Source organism: Erysipelatoclostridium sp. An173, from assembly GCF_963931465.1.
In the GTDB taxonomy this organism is placed as follows: Bacteria; Bacillota_I; Bacilli_A; order Erysipelotrichales; family Coprobacillaceae; genus Thomasclavelia; species Thomasclavelia merdavium.
On the sequence record NZ_OZ007017.1, the window covers coordinates 1142317 to 1156720 of the forward strand.

The window sequence follows — 14404 nt, forward strand, 5'->3', positions numbered from 1 at the left end:
CAATTGGTTTTTTTAATGGCCAATGTCTTATTTGCAAGTTATTTATTTAGTTTGTATGCAATATCTGCTAATCGATTTGCAAGGCGACTTAGCTCTTGAATAGGTGCTTCAAGATATAGATCAACATTAATTTTTTTATAAAAATCTTCGTGTTTTGCGTTTTCTTGAAGACCAACTAAAGTCTCTGTTGTTGCGTCTAATGAATTTGTGATTTCATTAAGTTCGCCAATAATTTTTTCATAGTCCATAATTATTTCTTCCTTTTGCCAATTATTTACCACATGTTAATTTTATACTAAGATACGTTATTTTTTATCATTCGTCAATAGCAATTAGAAAAATGTTTATTAAATTATTTGTTATTTAGGATAATCAAAAATAATGATTAAAAAAATCATATTTTCATCTTATAAATCATTATCTTAAGAGTATGAAATAAAAATTTTATAGCTATTTATAAAAAATTATAAATAATATTAATTTTTAAAATTCTATTGCTTTTATTAAAAATATTCTATATAATAGTTTCTGTCGATTGACAACAAATACATTGCCCAAGTGATGAAACTGGTAGACGTAGCAGACTCAAAATCTGCCGGTGTAACAGCCGTGCCGGTTCGAGTCCGGCCTTGGGCACCATGGTGATAAAATGCCAATACTATATGTATTGGTTTTTTTTATTTTTCTAATAAAAGTATTAGTATACTTTTATTAGAATGCTATTACTTTTGTAATAATTTTTTTTGATTTTCCTGGTCAGATAATTTTATTTGTTCATTAATCAGTTCAACAATATGCTGTTGTTGACTTGGACCAAGACGATTAAAAATGTTAATTAATTCATGATTGGTAATATAAATTTCTGATTTATCACTTTTAAATGATTCTTCGCCAATTGCAAGTAAAAACCCTGATTTACTAAGCAATTGAATAAAACTAGTATCTAAAGCATGAGCAATTTTTATAATATTTTGTAATGAAATATTATAAGCAGCTCCTTGATTACCAGTTTCGATATTACTAATAGTTGAAGCAGATACTCCTGAAATTTTCTCTAACTTAGCTTGTGATAAGCCTTTCTTTAATCGAATACTTCTTAAATATTTTCCAATCAATGTCATATCAATTGTTTCCATAATTCCCTCCTTAAAAAAATTATATCTTAAAATTTCTTTAAAAACCGCCAAAATATTAAAGACCTTTTTGGACTGAATATCTCACCGTGATAATTTTTTTACAAAAAATATTGACATTAAAGATGCAATTATATAGAATATTATCAACAACATCTGATATAAATACTGTGAAAAGAAATAGTAGGTATTCAAAGTAGCGTAGAGAGCTCTTGGCTGGTGAAAAAGAGTCTATTAGTGAATATTGAATTCATCTTGGAGTAGAGGACTGAATTAGTAGTAGGTTTCTCCGGAGACACCCGTTAAAGTGTTAGAGTATGAACCAGGTTTTGGCGTACTTGATGAGGCTGATGGAGTGATCTATCAGTAAATGAAGGTGGTATCACGAAGCATAAGCTCTCGTCCTTTTTAGGAAGAGAGCTTTTATTTATATACAGAGTTGAAAAAAGGAAAAGGGGTATTTAAAATGATTATAGTAATGAAAATGACGGCAACAGAAAATGATGTAGAAAAAGTTTCTAAAATGGTAACTGATAAAGGTTTGAATGTCAGTGTAGTACATGGGACTGGACAATCAATTATTGGTATTATTGGGGACACTACAAGAATCGATCCTAAAGCAATTGAAGTTGATGAAGCAGTAGATCATGTAATGCGAGTTTCTGAACCATATAAATTAGCTAATCGTGCTTTTCATCCTGAAGATACAATTGTCGATGTAGCTGGAGTCAAAGTTGGTGGTGATAATCTGGCCTTGATTGCTGGACCATGTTCTGTTGAAAGTGAAGAACAGGTAATTGAAATAGCTAAATCAATCAAAGCTTCAGGAGCTAATATTTTAAGAGGTGGTGCTTTCAAACCAAGAACTTCACCATATGCATTCCAGGGAATGGGATCATCAGGATTAGATATTTTAGTAGCAGCCAAAAAAGAAACAGGACTGCCAATCTGTTCGGAATTGATGGATGCATCATATTTAGATGAATTCAATGAAAAAGTTGATTTGATCCAGATAGGGGCAAGAAATATGCAAAACTTCGATTTATTGAAAAAAGTCGGAGCTGGGACTAAAAAGCCAATTTTATTAAAAAGAGGCTTGAGTGCAACATTTGAAGAATGGATCATGTCAGCAGAATATATAATGGCAAGTGGAAATCCAAATGTCATCTTATGTGAAAGAGGGATCAGAACATTTGAAAGCTACACAAGAAATACATTAGATTTACAGGCAATTCCAGTAGTAAAGAAATTAACTCATTTACCAATAGTAATCGATCCAAGTCACGCTGGAGGAAAATGGTGGTTAGTAGAACCAATGGCAAAAGCAGCGATAGCAGCGGGAGCCGATGGATTGATGGTAGAAGTGCATAACAATCCAGAAAAAGCATTATGCGATGGACCACAATCATTAAGACCAGAAAAATATGAAAATTTATTAAAACAGATATCACAAATTGCTACTGTAGTTGGTAAAAAAATGTAATCTTTGCTAGTAGTTAAAGAGTCTTATTTTCATACAAAATATTATATAAGGAGTTATAACGATGGATTTAATGGTATCTTTAAAAGAAAATAGTTATCCAATTTATATTGAAAGTGGAATTTTAAATCATGCAGATAAATATATTAAACAAATTTTTCAAGGCAATAAAATAATGATAATTTCCGATGATCAGGTTTATGGCTATTATGGTAAACAATTGACAGATCTTTTAGGTAAAGATTATCTAGTTGACCATGTAATAGTAGAACATGGAGAGCAATCAAAACGGTTTGATATCTTACCATCGTTATATAAAGCATTATTGAATTTTAAATTGACAAGAACAGATTTAATCATTGCTTTAGGTGGTGGTGTCATCGGAGATTTGGCTGGATTTGTGGCGGCAACGTTTTTAAGAGGAATAAAATTTGTTCAGATTCCTACTTCTTTATTAGCTCAAGTTGACTCATCAGTAGGTGGTAAAGTAGCGGTTGATTTACCAGAGGGAAAAAATTTAGTTGGGGCTTTTTATCACCCCAAAATGGTATTAATTGACCCACTTACTTTAAAGACTTTACCAGAACGTTTTATTTATGATGGGATGGCTGAAGTAATAAAATACGGTTGTATTAAAGATAAAAAATTATTTGATAAATTAAATAGTTATCAAGATTTTAATGATTTATATCAAGATATTGATCAAATTATATATCGTTGTGTTGATATTAAGCGTGATGTAGTTGAAAAAGATCAATTTGATTTTGGTGATCGGTTAGTCTTAAATTTTGGCCATACTTTAGGTCATGCTTTAGAACAATATTATCATTATCAAAAATATTCACATGGCGAAGCAGTAAGTATTGGAATGGTACAACTTACAAAGATTGCTGAAGAACATAATTTATCACCACAAGGATTGCATCTACAAATACAAGAACTTTGTCAAAAGTATCATTTACCAGTAGTTAGTAATGTGGAAACTGAAAAATTAATCGATGCAATCAGTTTAGATAAGAAAAATATAAATAAAAAATTATCATTGATATTATTAAAAGATATTGGTGATAGTTATGTTTATCAAAGTGATTATTCATTAATAAAAGCAAAGGATCGGATATAAAATGACAGCAGTAAAAATAACACCAACTAAATTATCAGGAACTATTCAGGTTCCACCATCTAAATCATTAGCTCATCGAGCAATAATTGCAGCTAGTTTGGCTAAGGGAATTAGTCGAATTGATAATATTGAATATTCAAAGGATATTCAAGCAACAATCAAAGCAATGGTATCTTTAGGAACTACAATTGAACAATATGATGATTATTTAATTATTGATGGAACTACTACTTATACTAAACAAAATTGTGAGATCGACTGTGAAGAATCAGGGTCTACTTTAAGATTTATGGTACCTATTTCTATTGTTTGTTCCAATAAAGTTCATTTTACAGGTCGTGGTAATTTAGGAAAAAGACCATTAGATACTTATTATGAAATTTTTGATGAACAAAATATAGGTTATTTATATAAACAAGATATTTTAGATTTATATATCAATGGAAAATTAAAGCCAGATTGTTTTAAAATACCTGGTAATATTTCATCACAATTTATTACAGGATTATTATTTGCTTTACCGCTTTTAGATGGTGATTCAACAATAAAAATTACATCACCATTAGAATCTAAAGGCTATATTGATTTAACTTTACAGATTTTAAATCAATACGGAATAAAAGTAATAAATCATGATTATCAAAAATTTGAAATTCCTGGCAATCAAAAATATTATCCGCATAATTATCGCGTTGAGGCTGATTTTTCTCAGGCAGCATTTTTCCTGGTTGCTGGTGCGATTGGTAATGATGTAGTTTTGACAGATTTAAATTTAGATTCTTTACAGGGCGATAAAATGATATTAGATTATTTAGCGGCTATGGGAGCTAAGATTGATGTTGTAAGTGACGGTATTAAAGTTATTAGCGATAATTTAAGTGCTATAAAGGTTGATGCTAGTCAATGTCCTGATGTCATTCCAGTTTTAAGTGTTGCTTTGGCTTTAGCTAATGGTAAAAGTGAAGTGGTTAATGCAAGAAGATTACGAATTAAAGAATGTGATCGAATTGTTGCAACAACTACCCAAATTAATCAGATTGGTGGTAAAGTTCAAGAACTAGATGAGGGAATGATTATAAATGGCGTAAAAGAATTTGATGGTGGTAATTGTAAAAGTTTTGCTGATCATCGAATTGCTATGATGCTAGCTATCGCCGTTACTCGCTGTAATAGACCAATTATTTTAGATAATATGGAATGCGTTGAAAAGTCGTATCCAAGTTTTTGGCAAGACTATCAATCATTAGGAGGAATTATTGATGTCATCGACATGGAAAAATAATATTGAAATTACAATTTTTGGTGAATCACATGGAAAAGCAATCGGAATTGTTCTTGGAAATTTGCCAAGTGGTATTAAAATTGATTTTGATGCTGTAGCAAAGGAAATGAAACGCCGTGCGCCAGGGCAGGATAAAATGTCAACGAGCCGTAAAGAAGCTGATCAGGTAGAAATTATTAGCGGTATTCAAGATGGAATTACAACTGGGGCACCTCTTTGCGGGATGATTTATAACAGTGATCAGCATTCTAAAGATTATTCATTATTGAAAGAAAAAATGCGTCCTGGTCATAGTGATTATCCAGCATTTGTTAAGTATAAAGGTTTTAATGATGTTCGAGGTGGCGGCCATTTTTCAGGTCGAATTACTGCGCCGATTGTTTTTGCTGGTGCTATTGCAAAGCAGATTTTAATGCAAAAAGGGATTTATATTGGGGCACATATTTTAAGTATTAAAAATATATATGATGAAAATTTTGATCAAAGATTATCATTAGATACATTAAATTATCTTAGCAAGCAGCATTATCCAGTAATTAATCAGGAAATTTATGATCAGTTTGTTGAAACAGTTGATCAAGCTCGAATGAATTTAGATTCAGTTGGGGGAAAAATTGAATGTGCAATAGTTGGATTAGAACCTGGTTTTGGGGAACCATTTTTTGATTCGATTGAAAGTCATTTATCAAGTTTATTATTTTCTATTCCAGCGGTAAAATCAGTTGCTTTTGGTAATGATAAAATCAGTGAATTATATGGTAGTGAAGCTAATGATTGTTATTATTATGATAAAGAGGGAAAAGTAAAAACTACTTCTAATAATAATGGTGGTATTACTGGTGGTATTTCTAATGGTATGCCAATTGTTTTTACTGTAGGAATCAAGCCAACACCATCAATTGGAAAAGAGCAAAAAACTATTGATGTAAAACATCAGGAAAATACTACCCTTGCTATTAAAGGACGCCATGACCCTTGTATTGTTTTTAGAGCAACAGTTGTAGTTGAAGCGATGGCTGCATTAGCAATGTTAGATTTGGTGAGGTAGATTATGAAAGATTTAAAACAGTGTCGACAAGAAATTGATGAAATAGATAAACAATTAATAAAACTTTTTGAAAAACGGATGTCGTTAAGTAAAGAAGTAGTAACCTATAAGTTAGCGCATGATATGGAAATTTTCCAGCCACAACGTGAACATGAAGTAATTGAAAAAAATGCGGCTCGAATTGAAAATAGTGAATTAAAAGAGTATGTTAAAAAATTTGTTCAAGACATCATGGATATTGGAAAAAGTTATCAGGCTACTTTCATTCCTTTAAAAGATGCTTATCATCTAGCTTGTCGAAAACATGAAAATGTAAAAGTAGGATATGCAGGAGTACCTGGGGCTTTTGCTCATCAGGCGATGCTTGAGTATTTTGGTGATGTTAATAATATTAATTATGTTAATTTTAAAGATGTCTATGAAGCTTTGAAAAATGATGAAATTGATTATGGTATCGTACCTTTAGAAAATTCATCAACCGGGGCTATTAATGATAACTATGATTTAGTTCGTGATTATGATTTTTATATTGTTGGCGAACATAGCGTTGATATTACTCAGCATTTGCTTGGATTAAAAGGTGCAAAAATTGAAGATATTAAAGATGTTTATAGCCATCCTCAAGGAATTATGCAATCGTCTAATTATTTACGAGCTCATCAAAATATAGCTGTTCATGATTATTCAAATACAGCAGCAGCAGCTAAATTTGTCAGTGAAAGTAATGACAAAACTAAAGGAGCAATTGCTTCAAAAATTGCTGCTAAATTATATAATTTAGATATAATTCAAGAAAATATTCATAATGAACAAAGTAATAATACAAGGTTTATTATTATCGGTAAACATTTAGAAGATCATGAACAAACTGATCGTGTTAGTATTGTTTTTACTTTAGAACATCAAGTTGGAAGTTTACATAGTGTTTTAAAAACAATCAGAGACCATCATATTAATTTATCAAGAATAGAATCGCGCCCAATAAAAGATAAACGCTGGCAATATTATTTTTATATTGATTTTGAAGGCAGTTTGCATGATGATAATGTTAAACTGGCACTTGAACAAATGAAAACTAAATGTTTAACACTACGAGTAATTGGAAATTATCAACATGCATAGGGGGTTAAAATGAAAAATATTGTATTAATTGGTATCATGGGTTGTGGTAAGACTACTATTTCTAAATTATTAGCTGAAAAATTACAGCGTCCGGTTATTGATATTGATGAATATATTGTTGAAAAATATAATCAATCAATTAATGAGATGTTTGCAATCAGCGAAGATTATTTTCGTCAAAATGAAACAGCATGTTGTAAAGATCTGGCTGATATTCAAGACCATATAATTTCTACTGGTGGTGGAGTTATTTTAAAAAAAGAAAATATTGATTATTTGAAGAAAAATGGAATTGTTTTCTATATTGATCGTCCTATTGATAATATTATCGAAGATGTTCATGTTGCTTCACGACCATTATTACAAGAAGGACCACAAAAACTTTATGATCTTGATAAACAAAGACACCAGTTATATTTAGATGCTTGTGATTATCATTTGATTAATGATAGCAGTTTAGAAAACATTGTTAATAATATTATTTCAATAATTAATGATAATTAATAAATACAGGATGTTGAAATGGATTTCGTTATTTGGACATGCAAATAATGGTGTTCATTTCACTTATACCTGTATTTTTTATTCTTTGTCTCGATATGATTTATATTTATGCTATAATTTAGCTTAGGTGAGAGAAATGGAATTAATTAAACAAGCATATGTCGATAAAGATTTACCTAAAGGCTGGAAACCATATTATATATTTATAATTCAGGTAAATAATGAAGAAGTTGGAAAAATTGTTTTACGTGAAGGAACAATTGAGCAGCGTTATTATGATGGGCATATTGGTTATAGTGTAGAGCCGCAATATCGTGGTCATAATTATGCCTATCAGGCAGTAATAAAACTAAAAAAGATAGCTAAAAGATTAGGCTTTGAACAGTTAGTAATTACCTGTTCACCTGATAATATTGCTTCTAAAAAAACGATAAAAAAATTAAACGCTAAATATCTTGAAACAAAAACGATACCACCAGAATATCAAAAAGATTTCAGGGATGATGAAAGAGTTAAAGAAATTTATATAATAGAATTATAAAGGAGTATAAAAATGAGATTTGTTCATATCGGAGATATTCATCTTGGCAAATGGCTTTACCAGCAAAGCTTGTTAGATATTCAAGTAGATTTATTAGATCAGGTATGCAATTATTTAGTTGATAATGATATTGATGTATTGATCAGGTAGTGTAAAGAATTTATGAAAAATTAATATCGAACTGAAAATTTTTGTACTTTTTTACACGAATCCGCAAAAATAAAAAGAGTAAAATCCAGTTTTGAAAAATCGTAAATCGTAAGACTGGAAAAATGATAAAAAAAGCCCTAAAAAAGGGCGCAATGAGGGTATCGGGTCTCACAGTAATTTTTAAACAATGCTAATTAATGTGATATTGTGAACTTAATTCAATCAGTTTTAACCATCGTTCCGGCATAAGCATCGAATCATCAAAAAGCTCATCATCTACAGGTGTTTTAAAGTCTAATGATGAATGCTGTCTTAGAAAATTAAAGAAGCATACAAACAGAACCATATAACTGTTGGCGCATTCGAGTCTGTCATAACCATTTGTACCGTAGTAATTCTGTTTGTATGTTCTATTAAGACGTTCTTCGATCTGTTTGAAAGGACGATATTTCTTGGACTCTTCATCTTTGTTTTTAACACCAATTACCTGATGCAGATCAAAATAAATATCGTTTATTTCAAAGAAAACCTGAGCTGCATTATAAATAGGATTGCCATCTGTAATCAAAGTCAGGTCATCGGGTATTTTCTGATATTTGCTGAGACAGTCGTTTATTGACCGACATGCACATAGCGTATCTCTAACCGGATATATCTTATAGGAAGTGATGATCTTATTTACAGGGTCGGACCAGAAGAAAACATAGTTATCTTTGCCTCTGACCTTGATATATGTTTCATCACCGGAAAGGGTATTACCGATTTTATAAGGATATTTATCGATAAGCGGTTTTATGACAGCAGAAACAGAACCGGCATAATTAATGACAGTCTGATGGGAAATACGCAAACCATGGACCTGTTTAAGGATCAAAGCAGTTTTTCTGGAAGACAGCCCATAGTTGACATAATAGGTCAAAACAAGGCCCAGAACTTTCTGATCATAATGGATACGTGATAAATTAACAGGACCGGAAACAGTATCATCGACCTTGCGTAAAGTTTCCAGATCGAACTTGAATTCACGGTAATGATAGTGAAGAAGATACTGGCCGCTGGATGTTTTCAGGTGTTCAGCCTTACCTTCGCTTAAAAGTTTTTTGTTGGCTTTGTAATGTTCGCATTTTTTGCTGGAACATGCAAAAACAAGAAAACCTTTGCGGTCATGTTTTAAGACAAGCTTAGTATTACAGTAAGGGCAGTAAATCCCGGATGCACCTGAAGGAGAAGTTTTAATAGTAAAGGTATTTTTACAGGCTTTGCACTGGAACTGGCCTTTACCGCTGTTATTGTCATAGATATATTCTTTTGGAGCGCCACAAAAAGGACAAACGCCCATAAAAGAAAAAGAATCGGGATTTCTGCGTTTGACCGGTTTTAAAGGATTGCCACTGTTAAAAGAATCGTTCAAAATAGACAGGAAATCGAGCTGAACAGGTAGATTCTTTTTAAACAGCGGAGGTTTATCGACAGTAAAATCAGCATAAGGGATAGTAGTATCCTTAGATTTATGATTTTTAAGTTTGCTTACTTCCTTTATAAGAAGATTATTGATATTATTTTTAAAATAATCATTCAGCCAGTCGATATGTTTAAAAGCCTGCTGAAGATTAAAGATAAAGTCATCATTGTTCAATTCATAAGAGATATCAGAAGGAAGCTTCTTAAGGAGAAGCAAAGGTTCGATAAATTGAGAGAATTTAAAAGATTGTTTAGAAAAAGAATTTATAGATTGTAAAATTTGTGTTATACTTTCCATGATGAAGAAACCGTCCTTTCGTAGTTTTTGTGGAGAAAACAAGTATAGCACGGAATCTTCATCTTTTTTAGTAAAATCGTAAAAAAGATGATCAAAAAGATATAATCAGTGATCATTTTTACTGTTTATATATACAAATTGATATAGGAGTGTATTTGTATCGCTTAACCGATTTTTGACACTACCATTGATCATGGCAGGTGATATTTATGATCGTAGTATCCCAAGTAATGAAGCAGTTGATGTCTTAAATGATTTTTTAACTAAAGTGATTTTAAAACATCATAAAAAAGTGTTGATGATTGCTGGTAATCATGACAGTGCAAGTCGCTTGCAATTTGCTAGTGGATTATTAAAACAAGAAGGGTTATATATTGAAGCTTACCCGCCTAAAGAATTAAAACCTGTTACAATAGATGGAGTGAATTTTTATTTACTGCCTTTTTTTAAACCTTCTTATATTCGTTATTTATTTAAAGATGAAAAAATTACTACATATCAGGATGCTTTTGCATGTTATTTAAAAAATCAAAATATAGATTATTCTAAAACCAATGTTTTAGTTACGCATCAATTTATTGCCGGTAATCAAGATAATATTAGAAGTGATAGTGAAGCTATTTTAAATGTAGGTGGAACAGAAATTATTGATGTTAATTTAGTTAAGCAATTTGATTATGTTGCTTTAGGACATCTTCATGCACCACAAAAAATTTCTAAAGAAGCAATTCGTTATAGTGGTAGTTTAATAGCTTATTCATTTGATGAAGTTAATCAAAGTAAAAGTATTGTTGATGTTGAAATCAGCAATAAAAATGTATCTTATCAATTAATTAGTCTTAAGCCTAAACAAAATCTAATCAAAATCAGTGGCTATTTTGATGAATTGATGGCTGATACTTATCCAGGTAATAATCTAGATTTTATTGCGATTGAATTATTAGATAAATCATTGATTCCAAATGCCATCGATTATTTAAGATCTAAATTTTTAAATGTTCTACAAATAACTTATCCATCTTTAGTAAATGAACAGGATGAACATAATTTGACTAAAGCTGATAGTGGATTTGAAAAATTAAATCCCGTAGAATTGTTTGAGCAGTTTTATAATAAAATAAAAGGCGAACAATTAAGTGATGAGGGTAAAAAAATTGTAACAGAAATTTTGCTTGGAGGTGATGATAATGCTGCCTAAAAAATTAACAATGTCAGCATTTGGGCCATATTTACAGACTGTTAATATTGATTTTGAAAATTTTATTAATAATGGTCTTTTTTTAATCACAGGTCCTACCGGAGCTGGTAAAACTATGATTTTTGATGCTATTATGTTTGCATTATATGGTGTTTCAAGTGGTAGTGAACGTAGTAGCGAACAATTTCGTAGCGATCTAGCTAGTAATGACACTCCAACATATGTAGAATTAGAATTTGTTTTACATCAAGCAAACTACAAAGTTAGACGTTCTCCTAAATATTATTTAACTAATCGTAAAACTCCAAAAATGCCTAGTGCAATTTTGACAATGCCTGATGGCAAAATGATTGAAGGGGTTAAGGAAGTAAATTTAAAGATCAAAGAATTGTTAGGTATTGATGATAAGCAATTTAAACAGATTGTAATGATTGCTCAAGGTGAATTTACTAGACTGATTTATGCAACTAGTGAAGATAGAGAAAAGGTATTAAGAAATTTATTTAAAACAGATAATTTAGGTTTATTACAAGAACGCTTAAAAGATGAAGTGCGGGAATATAAAAGTAAATATGATTTATTATTTAATCAGCGTAATCTTTTATATCAAAATTTAAATTTAGAAAATAATGAAATTAATTTAGAAGAGTATATCAAAGAGTATCAAGATAAAATTACTAAAGAGGAAAAGCAATATCGCCAAGTACAAAATGAGTATAATAAAAAGAATCAGGAATTGAATCTTTATCGTTTGATAAATCAACGATTTGAACAATTAGAACAGTTAAAAAATAAATTTGAAAAAATTGAAAAACAAAAAGTTGAGTATAATTCATTAAAAGAAACAATTACAAAATTAAAAAAAGCTACTAAATTACAAAATAGCTATAATCAAGTAAAAAATACTAAAATAAATCTTGATAAATTAACGATACAATTAGATGATTTACAAAAAGAATTATCAAATAAACAAAGTGTTTTGAATACGCAATTAGAAAAATATCAACAGATTCCTAATTATCGTAATCAATTAGCAAATGAACAAATTGAATATGAAAAGTTGTTGGAAACAAAAAAACGTTTTACTGAATATCAAAAGGATATTTTGGAAAAAGAAATGGTTGAAAAAAAATGGCAGCTTTTAAAAGACAAAAACATTGAATTAGAAAATAAATTAGCTAAATATAATAAATTAATTGAAAAAGATACATTAACTATAAGTCGCTTGGATTCATTAAAAAGTAAGTATGAATTAACAAACCAGGAATATGAAAAAATTCATCAGCATAAATTAGAAATCCATACTTTAAATAGTGAGTATGATAATTATGTTTTAAGTGATTATAGTTGTTGTGAACTTCGTGAACAATATCAAGATATTGAAAAAGATTATCAGTATGAAAAGAAAGTTTACGATGATATTGAACATCGTTATCGAATCAGTCAGGCAGGTATTTTAGCTAGCCAGTTACAAGATAATCAGCCATGTCCTGTTTGCGGTTCATTAAAGCATCCCCATCCAGCTAGTATAGATTTTGAAATTGTCGATCATGATGATTTAAAAAGGGCAAAACAGAAGTTTGATCATTTTAGTGAAAGACGAAATGAAATTTTTAATGAACTGATGTTAAAACAAAAAGAAACTGAATTAATGAAAAAGCATTTAGATGAAGATGCTAAAAGATTAGGTATTGATGATGAACTAGGGAAAGAAGTTTTTATTAAAGTATTGGGGTCAGTTAATATTAAAGAGCGTCATTTATTAAAAAATGCTAAAGAAATAAGTGAAGAAATAAGTTATTTAAAAAAACTGAAAGTTAGTGTCGAAAAATACCAAAATGATGTTGGACAATTAAGTAAAACAGTTGATAAAAATAATCTTTTAATTCAAGAATATCAAGCAAAAATAAATCAGTTAATTGGTCGAAACAGTCAAAATGATGATTTAAAAGATTTTGATGATTCACAGATTGCTAAAACCATAAAAGTAAAGCAAGATAAAATAACGTCATTAACTAATTTAATTACTCAAACCGAACAAAACTATCAACAAATTAAAGAAGTAACAATAAAGCTTAATTCGAAACAAGAATCATTAAAAAAACAAATTGATGAACAAAATAATAACTATCAAAAATATTTTCCTGAATATCAAACTAAATTAAAACAATTATTTGAAAATGAAGAGATGTTTTTATCAGCTTTAAAAGATATTGATAATTTAGAAATATTGGAAAATAAGTATCAAAATTATTTAGTTTCTAGAGAAACATTAGAAAAGCAGATTATGCAATTAGAAAAAGAATTAACTAATCAAAATAAAACTGATCTTTTAGAATATGAAAAAGATGTTAAAATTCTAAAAGAAGAGTTAGATGCCAAGGCTAAACAATTAAACATTAATCAGGCGCAGTTTTTAACAATTAAAAAGACAGTAAATGATATTAATACAATCGATAAAAAGTTAAGCAAAAGTTATGATAAATATAAGTGTTATTTAGATTTAAGCGAGGTTGCTTCTGGTAAAAATCAATATCGTATTTCTTTTGAGCGTTATGTGTTAGCGGCTTATTTTGAAAATATTTTAGTATATGCCAATGTTTTACTTAAAAGGATGTCTCAAGGCCGTTATCAATTATATCGTCGTGATAATCGAAGTAAGGGTGCTGGTAAGCAAGGTTTAGATTTAGATGTCTTAGATATGGAAAGTGGTATGATTCGTGATGTTAAAACATTATCTGGCGGAGAATCGTTTAAAGCAGCATTATCACTAGCATTAGGGCTTTCTAAAATGATTCAGGATTATGCTGGTGGTATTGAGTTAAATACGTTGTTTATTGATGAAGGTTTTGGTTCTTTAGACAGCCAGTCTTTGGATCAGGCAATTAATTGTTTAATAGATTTGCAACAAGATGGTAAACTAATTGGCATTATTTCACATGTTAGTGAATTAAAAGAACGAATTGATCAAAAAATAGTTCTTACAAGAATAAATAAGCAAACAAAAATATCAATTGAATAACTATCTTGCATATTATAGCTTTTAATAGTAAAATAGGGAAAG

At 29.9% G+C, this 14404-nt stretch carries 13 protein-coding genes, 1 tRNA gene and 1 other annotated feature; of the genes, 11 read left to right on the top strand and 3 right to left on the bottom strand.

Going from position 1 to position 14404, the window contains the following annotated elements:
• Positions 1–38: 38 nt before the first annotated feature.
• Positions 39–248 carry a hypothetical protein gene (locus tag ABGT36_RS05900; RefSeq protein ID WP_087303076.1) on the bottom strand — a complete coding sequence of 70 codons (210 nt, stop codon included), beginning with the start codon at positions 246–248 and terminating at the stop codon, positions 39–41.
• Positions 249–552: 304 nt separating this feature from the next.
• On the opposite strand from ABGT36_RS05900, the gene ABGT36_RS05905 reads away from it, so the two are divergent.
• A tRNA-Leu gene (locus ABGT36_RS05905) sits at positions 553–639 on the top strand.
• Positions 640–722: 83 nt separating this feature from the next.
• Here the strand turns inward: ABGT36_RS05905 and ABGT36_RS05910 are convergent.
• On the bottom strand, positions 723–1136 hold the full coding sequence (locus ABGT36_RS05910) for a helix-turn-helix domain-containing protein (RefSeq protein WP_087372049.1): 414 nt from the start codon (positions 1134–1136) through the stop codon (positions 723–725).
• A 158-nt stretch (positions 1137–1294) separates the two neighbouring features.
• Positions 1295–1543 (top strand) — a binding site (T-box leader).
• A gap of 56 nt (positions 1544–1599) precedes the next feature.
• On the opposite strand from ABGT36_RS05910, the gene aroF reads away from it, so the two are divergent.
• The 8 genes from aroF to ABGT36_RS05950 all read left to right on the top strand — a co-directional run bounded on the left by aroF (position 1600) and on the right by ABGT36_RS05950 (position 8383).
• On the top strand, positions 1600–2616 hold the full coding sequence (gene aroF / locus ABGT36_RS05915) for a 3-deoxy-7-phosphoheptulonate synthase (protein ID WP_300079643.1): 1017 nt from the start codon (positions 1600–1602) through the stop codon (positions 2614–2616).
• 61 nt (positions 2617–2677) lie between these two features.
• Positions 2678–3736: a 3-dehydroquinate synthase gene (gene aroB / locus ABGT36_RS05920; RefSeq protein WP_308698089.1), complete on the top strand. Its 1059-nt coding sequence runs from the start codon at positions 2678–2680 to the stop codon at positions 3734–3736.
• Between the two features lies 1 nt (position 3737).
• On the top strand, positions 3738–5018 hold the full coding sequence (gene aroA / locus ABGT36_RS05925) for a 3-phosphoshikimate 1-carboxyvinyltransferase (RefSeq protein ID WP_087299247.1): 1281 nt from the start codon (positions 3738–3740) through the stop codon (positions 5016–5018).
• The gene (gene aroC, locus ABGT36_RS05930; RefSeq protein WP_087299245.1) at positions 4996–6066 is read left to right on the top strand and encodes a chorismate synthase; all 1071 of its coding nucleotides are present in this window, start codon (positions 4996–4998) and stop codon (positions 6064–6066) included. The genes aroA and aroC overlap by 23 nt, the downstream gene beginning before the upstream one ends.
• Positions 6067–6069: 3 nt before the next feature.
• Complete coding sequence (gene pheA, locus ABGT36_RS05935; protein WP_346677187.1) at positions 6070–7188, top strand: prephenate dehydratase; 1119 nt, start codon at positions 6070–6072, stop codon at positions 7186–7188.
• A gap of 9 nt (positions 7189–7197) precedes the next feature.
• Complete coding sequence (locus tag ABGT36_RS05940; protein WP_087373097.1) at positions 7198–7692, top strand: shikimate kinase; 495 nt, start codon at positions 7198–7200, stop codon at positions 7690–7692.
• Between the two features lie 136 nt (positions 7693–7828).
• On the top strand, positions 7829–8233 hold the full coding sequence (locus tag ABGT36_RS05945; RefSeq protein ID WP_087373100.1) for a GNAT family N-acetyltransferase: 405 nt from the start codon (positions 7829–7831) through the stop codon (positions 8231–8233).
• Positions 8234–8245: 12 nt separating this feature from the next.
• Positions 8246–8383 (top strand): hypothetical protein, encoded by a 138-nt coding sequence (locus tag ABGT36_RS05950; RefSeq protein WP_346677189.1) that lies wholly within the window; start codon positions 8246–8248, stop codon positions 8381–8383.
• A gap of 190 nt (positions 8384–8573) precedes the next feature.
• Here ABGT36_RS05950 and ABGT36_RS05955 read toward each other — a convergent pair whose 3' ends face one another.
• The gene (locus ABGT36_RS05955; protein ID WP_346676437.1) at positions 8574–10142 is read right to left on the bottom strand and encodes a DDE-type integrase/transposase/recombinase; all 1569 of its coding nucleotides are present in this window, start codon (positions 10140–10142) and stop codon (positions 8574–8576) included.
• Between the two features lie 193 nt (positions 10143–10335).
• Here ABGT36_RS05955 and ABGT36_RS05960 point away from each other — a divergent pair, with 193 nt between their 5' ends.
• Positions 10336–11340, top strand: a complete 1005-nt coding sequence (locus tag ABGT36_RS05960; RefSeq protein ID WP_346677190.1) for an exonuclease SbcCD subunit D — start codon at positions 10336–10338, stop codon at positions 11338–11340.
• Positions 11330–14362 (top strand): AAA family ATPase, encoded by a 3033-nt coding sequence (locus tag ABGT36_RS05965; RefSeq protein ID WP_346677192.1) that lies wholly within the window; start codon positions 11330–11332, stop codon positions 14360–14362. The genes ABGT36_RS05960 and ABGT36_RS05965 overlap by 11 nt, the downstream gene beginning before the upstream one ends.
• The last annotated feature ends 42 nt before the right edge of the window (positions 14363–14404 follow it).

Excerpts from the sequence above, each read along its gene's own strand:
- pheA (WP_346677187.1), top strand. The coding sequence starts at position 6,070 with ATGAAAGATTTAAAACAGTGTCGACAAGAAATTGATGAAATAGATAAA.
- ABGT36_RS05955 (WP_346676437.1), bottom strand. The coding sequence starts at position 10,142 with ATGGAAAGTATAACACAAATTTTACAATCTATAAATTCTTTTTCTAAA.
- ABGT36_RS05965 (WP_346677192.1), top strand. The coding sequence starts at position 11,330 with ATGCTGCCTAAAAAATTAACAATGTCAGCATTTGGGCCATATTTACAG.
- aroC (WP_087299245.1), top strand. The coding sequence starts at position 4,996 with ATGTCATCGACATGGAAAAATAATATTGAAATTACAATTTTTGGTGAA.
- aroF (WP_300079643.1), top strand. The coding sequence starts at position 1,600 with ATGATTATAGTAATGAAAATGACGGCAACAGAAAATGATGTAGAAAAA.
- aroA (WP_087299247.1), top strand. The coding sequence starts at position 3,738 with ATGACAGCAGTAAAAATAACACCAACTAAATTATCAGGAACTATTCAG.
- ABGT36_RS05910 (WP_087372049.1), bottom strand. The coding sequence starts at position 1,136 with ATGGAAACAATTGATATGACATTGATTGGAAAATATTTAAGAAGTATT.
- ABGT36_RS05950 (WP_346677189.1), top strand. The coding sequence starts at position 8,246 with ATGAGATTTGTTCATATCGGAGATATTCATCTTGGCAAATGGCTTTAC.
- ABGT36_RS05960 (WP_346677190.1), top strand. The coding sequence starts at position 10,336 with ATGGCAGGTGATATTTATGATCGTAGTATCCCAAGTAATGAAGCAGTT.
- aroB (WP_308698089.1), top strand. The coding sequence starts at position 2,678 with ATGGATTTAATGGTATCTTTAAAAGAAAATAGTTATCCAATTTATATT.
- ABGT36_RS05940 (WP_087373097.1), top strand. The coding sequence starts at position 7,198 with ATGAAAAATATTGTATTAATTGGTATCATGGGTTGTGGTAAGACTACT.
- ABGT36_RS05900 (WP_087303076.1), bottom strand. The coding sequence starts at position 248 with ATGGACTATGAAAAAATTATTGGCGAACTTAATGAAATCACAAATTCA.
- ABGT36_RS05945 (WP_087373100.1), top strand. The coding sequence starts at position 7,829 with ATGGAATTAATTAAACAAGCATATGTCGATAAAGATTTACCTAAAGGC.